This window comes from Rhodoferax sp. (genome assembly GCF_030646845.1).
Lineage (GTDB): Bacteria > Pseudomonadota > Gammaproteobacteria > Burkholderiales > Burkholderiaceae_C > Rhodoferax.
On the sequence record NZ_JAUSLE010000009.1, the window covers coordinates 64,790 to 72,395 of the forward strand.

Here is a 7,606-nt window from a genome sequence, read left to right on the forward strand (position 1 = left end):
AGTTTTGACATGACAAAAAAAGGACAGGCACTCTCGGTGCTCATTGTCAGCACACTCGCGTTCACCGTGTGCTTTATGGTCTGGATGATGTTTGGGGTGATCGGCATCCCCATCAAGAAGGCACTGGACCTCAACGCCACGCAATTCGGATTGCTCATGGCCACGCCTGTCCTGACCGGTTCTCTCATTCGCGTACCGCTGGGCATATGGACTGACAGATACGGCGGTCGCATCGTCATGACCATCCTGATGGCCCTGACCGTGCCAGCCATCTGGATGATGAGTTACGCCACCGCCTACTGGCACTTCCTGGTCATTGGCCTGTTTGTGGGTCTGGCCGGCGGATCGTTTTCAGTAGGTACACCCTACGTGGCGCGCTGGTTCCCCAGAAATCAACAAGGTTTTGCCATGGGTGTGTATGGCGCTGGCAACTCCGGAGCTGCTGTCAACAAGTTCATTGCCCCAGCACTGGTAGTCGCTTTTGGCTGGACCATGGTCCCCCAAGTCTATGCATTCATCATGCTGGGAACGGTCGTCCTGTTCTGGTTTCTCAGCTATAGCGACCCGAAGCACCTTGTGTCGAGCGAAGTCAAGTTCCGCGATCAACTCAAATCACTCAAGGACCCGAAAGTACTCAAATACTGCCAGTACTACAGCATCGTGTTCGGTGGCTACGTGGCGCTCTCATTGTGGATGGTTCAGTACTACGTGGGTGAATTCGGACTTGACATCCGTACTGCGGCCTTGCTGGCCGCCTGCTTCTCACTGCCTGGCGGCGTCCTTCGCGCGGTTGGCGGCTGGATGTCCGACAAATGGGGCGCCCACAGCGTCACCTGGTGGGTGCTGTGGGTCAGCTGGATTTGCCTTTTCCTGCTGAGCTATCCGCAAACTGATTTCACCATTGCCACGACATCTGGCCCCAAGACGTTTCACATTGGCTTGAACGTCTATGTGTTCACGGGCCTCATGTTCATATTGGGCATCGCGTTTGCATTCGGCAAGGCCAGCGTCTTCAAGTACATCAGTGATGACTACCCAACCAACATCGGCACCATCAGCGGCATTGTGGGTCTTGCCGGCGGTCTGGGTGGCTTTGTGCTGCCCATCATGTTCGGTGCCTTGATGGACCTGACCGGCATTCGCACCAGCGCCTTCATGCTGATGTACGGCGTGGTGTGGGTGTCGCTGATCTGGATGTACTGGACCGAAGTGCGCCGCAGCGAACTGATGGGCAAGAACGCCACCCCCTTCAGTCTGCAAAATTGATTTCACCTCTCGAAAGAAAACCATGACAAACCAACAGCAATCGCGCGCCGACATCGCCGACTGGCGCCCGGAAGACAACGCCTTCTGGGAAAGCACAGGCAAGAAAATTGCATACCGCAACCTGTGGATTTCGATTCCAGCGTTGCTTTGCGGTTTCGCCGTGTGGGGCATGTGGGGCATCATCACCGTGCAGATGCTCAACCTCGGCTTCCCGTTCACACCGGCCGAGCTGTTTACGCTGACTGCGATTTCCGGGATTTCCGGTGCCACGATGCGCATTCCGGCCTCGTTCCTGGTTCGACTGGCCGGTGGACGCAACACCATCTTCCTTACCACGTCCATGCTTCTGGCACCGGCCATCGGTACCGGCATCGCTTTGCAGCACCCTGAGTGGCCGCTGTGGGTGTTTCAGCTCATGGCACTTTGGTCAGGGGTTGGTGGTGGCAACTTTGCCAGTTCCATGTCCAATATCAGCACCTTCTTCCCCAAGCGGATGCAAGGCACCGCATTGGGCTTGAACGCGGGTCTGGGCAACTTCGGCGTGACCACGATGCAGGTCGTGATTCCGCTGGTGATGACGGTCAGCCTCTTCGGATCGTTTGGCGGCGAATCCATGACACTGGTGAAGGACAGTGGCTGGATCTTCGGCAAGATCGCCGCAGGCACACCGACGTGGATCCAGAACGCCGGTTTTGCATGGGTCTTGTCACTCGTGCCGCTGGGTGCGCTGTGCTGGTTTGGAATGAACAACCTGAAAACGGTATCCCCGGACGCAGGTCGTACGCTGGGCGCATTTGCGAAGGTAACGTACCTCTACACGCTGGCGTTTGTTCCTGCCATTTTCATGTTGTACCTGTACCTGCCGGCGCCTACCGGACTGGGCATTCTCAATATGTGGGTGGCCATTCCACTTGACATCATTCTGGCGCTGCTCATGATGCGGGTTGCCGCGTTCGGCCCCATGAAAGAGAACGTCGCCAAGCAATTTGCGATCTTCAACAACAAGCACACCTGGTCGTTGACGGCACTCTACATCGTGACTTTCGGCTCCTTCATCGGTTTTTCGATGGTCCTGCCTCTGGCCATCACGGTCATCTTCGGCGTGAGCCACGTGGCCGACGCAGCCGGTGTCATGCAGCACGTATTGAAAAACCCGAATGCCCCATCGGCACTCACCTACGCCTGGATTGGCCCCTTCGTCGGCGCGGCAGTACGTCCTGTCGGTGGCTGGATCTCCGACAAAGTCGGTGGCTCCATCGTCACCCAGATCATTTCGGCGGTCATGGTGCTCGCCTCCGGCGCCGTCGGCTACGTCATGATGCAGGCTTACGGCTCAGCCACACCCGAGCAGTATTTCCCGGCCTTCATGGGTCTGTTCATCGTGCTGTTCACCGCCAGTGGCATCGGCAATGGCTCCACGTTCCGGACCATCGGCGTGATTTTCGACCGGCAGCAGGCAGGTCCTGTGCTGGGTTGGACCTCAGCAGTCGCCGCTTACGGCGCGTTCATTGCCCCAGTGGTCATTGGCGCCCAAATCAAGGCCGGTACGCCACAGTTCGCCATGTACGGCTTCGCCGTGTTCTACGCGGTGTGCCTGGTTCTCAATTGGTGGTTCTACCTGCGCGCAGGCTCGGAAATCAAGAACCCATAAATCACCCACCGCCCATCTCCAGAGTTGCTTTTTGTTATTGTTTTTATAGCTACTTGCGCTTTATATACGTGGGCTAGAGGCTGTTTTTATATAAAACTCACCATTTTTATCGAGGTATCCCATGAGCCATTTTCTTGATCGACTCACCTACTTTTCTCAACCCAAAGAGCCGTTTTCTGGCGATCACGGCGTCACCACCGGCGAAGATCGCACCTGGGAAGACGCCTACCGCGACCGCTGGGCCCACGACAAGATCGTGCGCTCCACCCACGGCGTGAACTGCACGGGCTCCTGCTCGTGGAAAATCTACGTCAAGGGCGGCATCGTGACCTGGGAAACCCAGCAGACCGACTACCCGCGTACCCGCTGGGACATGCCCAACCACGAGCCTCGTGGCTGTGCTCGCGGTGCAAGCTACAGCTGGTACCTGTACAGCGCCAATCGCGTGAAATACCCGATGGTGCGGGGCCGCTTGCTCAAACTCTGGCGTGAAGCGCGACTGTCCATGGAGCCTGTGGAGGCATGGGCGTCGATTGCCAAGTCCGATGCCAAGCGCAAGGAATACCAGAGTGTGCGCGGCTTGGGCGGTTTTGTGCGCTCCGGCTGGGACGAGGTCAATGAAATGATCGCCGCGGCCAATGTGTACACCATCAAAAAGCACGGCCCGGACCGGATCGTCGGCTTTTCTCCCATTCCTGCCATGTCCATGGTCAGTTATGGCGCGGGTAGCCGTTACCTGAGTTTGATTGGTGGCGTTTGCCTGAGCTTCTACGACTGGTATTGCGACCTGCCACCGGCCAGCCCCCAAATCTGGGGGGAGCAGACCGACGTGCCCGAATCGGCTGACTGGTACAACTCCACCTACATCATTGCCTGGGGTTCCAACGTGCCCCAGACCCGCACGCCAGATGCGCACTTCTTCACCGAAGTCCGCTACAAAGGCACCAAGACCGTGGCAGTGACACCCGACTACTCGGAAGTGGCCAAGCTGTCCGACATCTGGATGAAGCCCAAACAAGGCACGGACGCCGCTGTTGCCATGGCCATGGGGCACGTCATCCTCAAGGAGTTTTACTTCCCCGATGGCGGCAAGCCGCGCAGCGCGTACTTCGACAATTACGTGCGCCGTTACACCGACATGCCCATGCTGGTGATGCTCAAGGAGCACCAGCTGCCAAGCGGTGAAACCGTGATGGTGCCAGACCGTTACGTTCGCGCCTCCGACTTCAATGGCAAGCTGGGTGCGGCCAACAACCCTGAATGGAAGACCGTTGCCTTTGACGAATCAGGCAAAGTGGTGCTGCCAAACGGGGCCATCGGTTTCCGCTGGGGTCCTGATGGGCGGGCGGATGAAGGCCAGTGGAATCTGGAAGCCAAGGAAGCGCGTCACGGTGCAGAGGTCAAGCTCAAGCTCTCCGTCATGGAAGGTGAAGGCGCCAGCCTTGAGACGGCCAAGGTCGGCTTCCCCTACTTTGGTGGCATCGTCAGCGAGCACTTCCCCAACAACGCAACCGGTGCGGGTGCCAACAATGTGCTGGTGCGCACCGTGCCTGTGCAACGCATCTCTCTGGGCAAGGAAGGCGACAAACGCGAGGCACTCGTCGCCACCGTGTTCGACCTGCAAGTGGCCAACTACGGCGTGGCACGCGGCCTGCCCGGTGAACTGGCGGCCAAGGACTTCAACGACGACACGCCTTACACGCCAGCATGGCAAGAGCGCATCACCGGCACGCCGCGTGAGCAGCTCATTACCGTGGCCCGCCAGTTTGCCGACAACGCGGACAAGACCCATGGCAAATCGATGGTCATCATCGGCGCGGCCATGAACCACTGGTATCACGCGGACATGAACTACCGCGGCGTCATCAACATGCTGATGATGTGCGGCTGTATCGGCCAGAGTGGTGGCGGTTGGGCGCACTATGTGGGCCAGGAAAAGCTGCGTCCGCAAACCGGCTGGACCGCGCTGGCGTTTGCGCTGGACTGGATTCGTCCACCGCGGCAAATGAATGGCACCAGCTTCTTCTACGCGCACACGGATCAGTGGCGCTACGAGAAACTGGGCATGGACGAAGTGCTGTCCCCCCTGGCTGACAAAAAGCTCTACGGCGGCAGCATGATCGACTACAACGTGCGTGCCGAACGCATGGGTTGGCTCCCGTCCGCACCGCAACTCAAGACCAACCCGTTCCAGGTGGTCAAAGATGCCGTGGCTGCTGGCATGGACCCGAAGGACTACACGGTCAAGAGTCTGAAAGATGGCTCGCTGGCGATGAGCTGCGAAGACCCGGACCATCCCGACAACTGGCCACGCAACATGTTCGTCTGGCGTTCCAATATTCTGGGCTCCAGCGGCAAGGGGCATGAGTATTTCCTGAAGCATCTGCTGGGCACCAGCCATGGCGTGCAGGGCAAGGACCTGGGCGACGACCAGGCCAAGCCGACCGAGGTGGTGTGGCACAAGGAAGCGCCAGAGGGCAAGCTTGACCTCGTGGTGACGCTCGACTTCCGCATGAGCACCACCTGCCTGTACTCCGACATCGTGTTGCCGACGGCCACCTGGTACGAGAAGAACGACCTCAACACCAGCGACATGCACCCCTTCATCCATCCGCTGTCAACGGCAGTGGACCCCGCGTGGCAGTCACGCAGCGACTGGGACATCTACAAGGGCTTTGCCAAGAAGTTCAGCGAAGTGTGCGTCGGTCACCTGGGCGTGGAACGTGAAATGGTGTTGACGCCACTGATGCACGATTCACCTGCCGAGTTGGCCCAACCCTTCGGCGTGCAGGACTGGAAGCGCGGTGAGATCGATCTCATCCCCGGCAGGACCGGCCCCAATATGCAAGTGATCGAGCGTGATTACCCCAACGTCTACAAGCGTTTCACGGCGCTCGGGCCTTTGATGAACAAGGTCGGCAATGGCGGCAAGGGCATCGGCTGGAATACGCAGACTGAGGTCAAGCAACTCGGTGAACTCAATGGCCTGGTGACCGATGAAGGCGTGACCTGCGGCATGCCAAAAATTGAGACCGACATCGATGCCTGTGAAGTCATTCTTCAACTCGCACCCGAAACCAACGGCACGGTGGCCGTCAAGGCCTGGAAAGCGCTGGGCAAACAGACTGGCCTGGATCACACCCATCTGGCGCTGTACCGTGAAGATGAAAAGATCCGCTTCCGCGACATTCAGGCCCAGCCTCGCAAGATCATCAGCTCGCCCACCTGGAGCGGTATTGAGTCAGAGACAGTGTCCTACAACGCGGGCTACACCAACGTGCACGAGATGATCCCATGGCGCACCCTGACTGGTCGCCAGCAGTTCTACATGGATCACCCCTGGATGACGGCATTTGGTGAAGGCTTCAGCAGCTACAGGCCTCCGGTGGATCTGAAAACCACAGCAGGTATTCAGAGCATCAAGCCCAATGGCAACAAAGAGATTGCACTGAACTTCATCACGCCACACCAGAAGTGGGGTATCCACTCCACCTACAGCGACAACCTCATCATGCTCACGCTGAACCGGGGTGGCGCCGTCATCTGGCTCAGCGAGGATGACGCCAAATCCGCAGGGATCGTCGACAACGACTGGGTGGAGCTTTTCAACATCAATGGTGCCATTACGGCGCGCGCCGTCGTGAGCCAGCGGGTGAACAACGGCATGGTGATGATGTACCACGCACAGGAAAAGATTGTCAACGTTCCTGGCTCCGAGATCACCGGCGCCCGCGGTGGCATTCACAACTCGGTGACCCGGATTGTGCTCAAGCCAACCCACATGATTGGGGGCTACGCACAGTTCAGTTACGGCTTCAACTACTACGGCACCATCGGCACTAACCGCGACGAGTTTGTGGTGGTGCGCAAGATGAACAAGGTGGACTGGCTGGACGACGAAGTCAACTCGACTGACAACTCACCCGCAACCCACGCCTAAGGAGAAAGAATATGAAAATACGCGCACAAATAGGCATGGTGTTGAACCTGGACAAGTGCATTGGCTGCCACACTTGCTCGGTCACCTGCAAGAACGTCTGGACCAGCCGGCCTGGTATGGAATACGCCTGGTTCAACAACGTTGAGACCAAGCCCGGCATTGGCTACCCCAAGGAATGGGAAAACCAGGACAAATGGAATGGTGGCTGGATTCGCAAGCCAAACGGCAAGATTGAGCCACGCCAGGGCGCCAAGTGGAAGCTGCTCATGCGCATCTTCGCCAACCCCAACATGCCGGAGATCGACGACTACTACGAGCCCTTCACCTTCGACTACGACCACCTGCAATCGGCGCCCGAGATGAAAGCGGTACCCACCGCGCGGCCACGCAGCCTGATCACGGGCAAGCGGATGGAAAAAATCGTCTGGGGTCCGAACTGGGAAGAAATTCTGGGCGGCGAGTTCTCCAAACGCAGCAAGGACAAGAACTTCGACGACATCCAGAAAGACATTTACGGCCAGTTCGAAAATACTTTCATGATGTACCTGCCCAGGCTGTGCGAGCACTGCCTGAACCCGGCTTGCGTGGCCAGTTGCCCGTCCGGCTCCATCTACAAGCGCGAGGAAGACGGCATCGTGCTGATCGATCAGGAAAAGTGCCGCGGCTGTCGCATGTGCGTCAGCGGCTTTCCTTACAAAAAGATTTACTACAACAGGAAATCCGGCAAGGCCGAGTTGTGCATTTTCTGC

4 protein-coding genes are annotated in these 7,606 nt (G+C 58.1%); all 4 read left to right on the plus strand.

Features of this window, described 5'->3' with window-relative positions:
* Positions 1–9: 9 nt before the first annotated feature.
* Positions 10–1,266 (plus strand): nitrate/nitrite transporter, encoded by a 1,257-nt coding sequence (locus tag Q7T10_RS03370; RefSeq protein ID WP_304745903.1) that lies wholly within the window; start codon positions 10–12, stop codon positions 1,264–1,266.
* 22 nt (positions 1,267–1,288) lie between these two features.
* Complete coding sequence (locus Q7T10_RS03375; RefSeq protein WP_304745905.1) at positions 1,289–2,917, plus strand: MFS transporter; 1,629 nt, start codon at positions 1,289–1,291, stop codon at positions 2,915–2,917.
* A 121-nt stretch (positions 2,918–3,038) separates the two neighbouring features.
* Positions 3,039–6,857: a nitrate reductase subunit alpha gene (locus Q7T10_RS03380; protein ID WP_304745907.1), complete on the plus strand. Its 3,819-nt coding sequence runs from the start codon at positions 3,039–3,041 to the stop codon at positions 6,855–6,857.
* A gap of 11 nt (positions 6,858–6,868) precedes the next feature.
* Positions 6,869–7,606: 4Fe-4S dicluster domain-containing protein (locus Q7T10_RS03385; protein ID WP_304745909.1), on the plus strand; the 738-nt coding region annotated here is incomplete at its 3' end.

Bases quoted from the DNA above. Each gene is read 5' to 3' on its own strand.
- Q7T10_RS03370 (WP_304745903.1), top strand. From the start codon at position 10: ATGACAAAAAAAGGACAGGCACTCTCGGTGCTCATTGTCAGCACACTC.
- Q7T10_RS03375 (WP_304745905.1), top strand. From the start codon at position 1,289: ATGACAAACCAACAGCAATCGCGCGCCGACATCGCCGACTGGCGCCCG.
- Q7T10_RS03380 (WP_304745907.1), top strand. From the start codon at position 3,039: ATGAGCCATTTTCTTGATCGACTCACCTACTTTTCTCAACCCAAAGAG.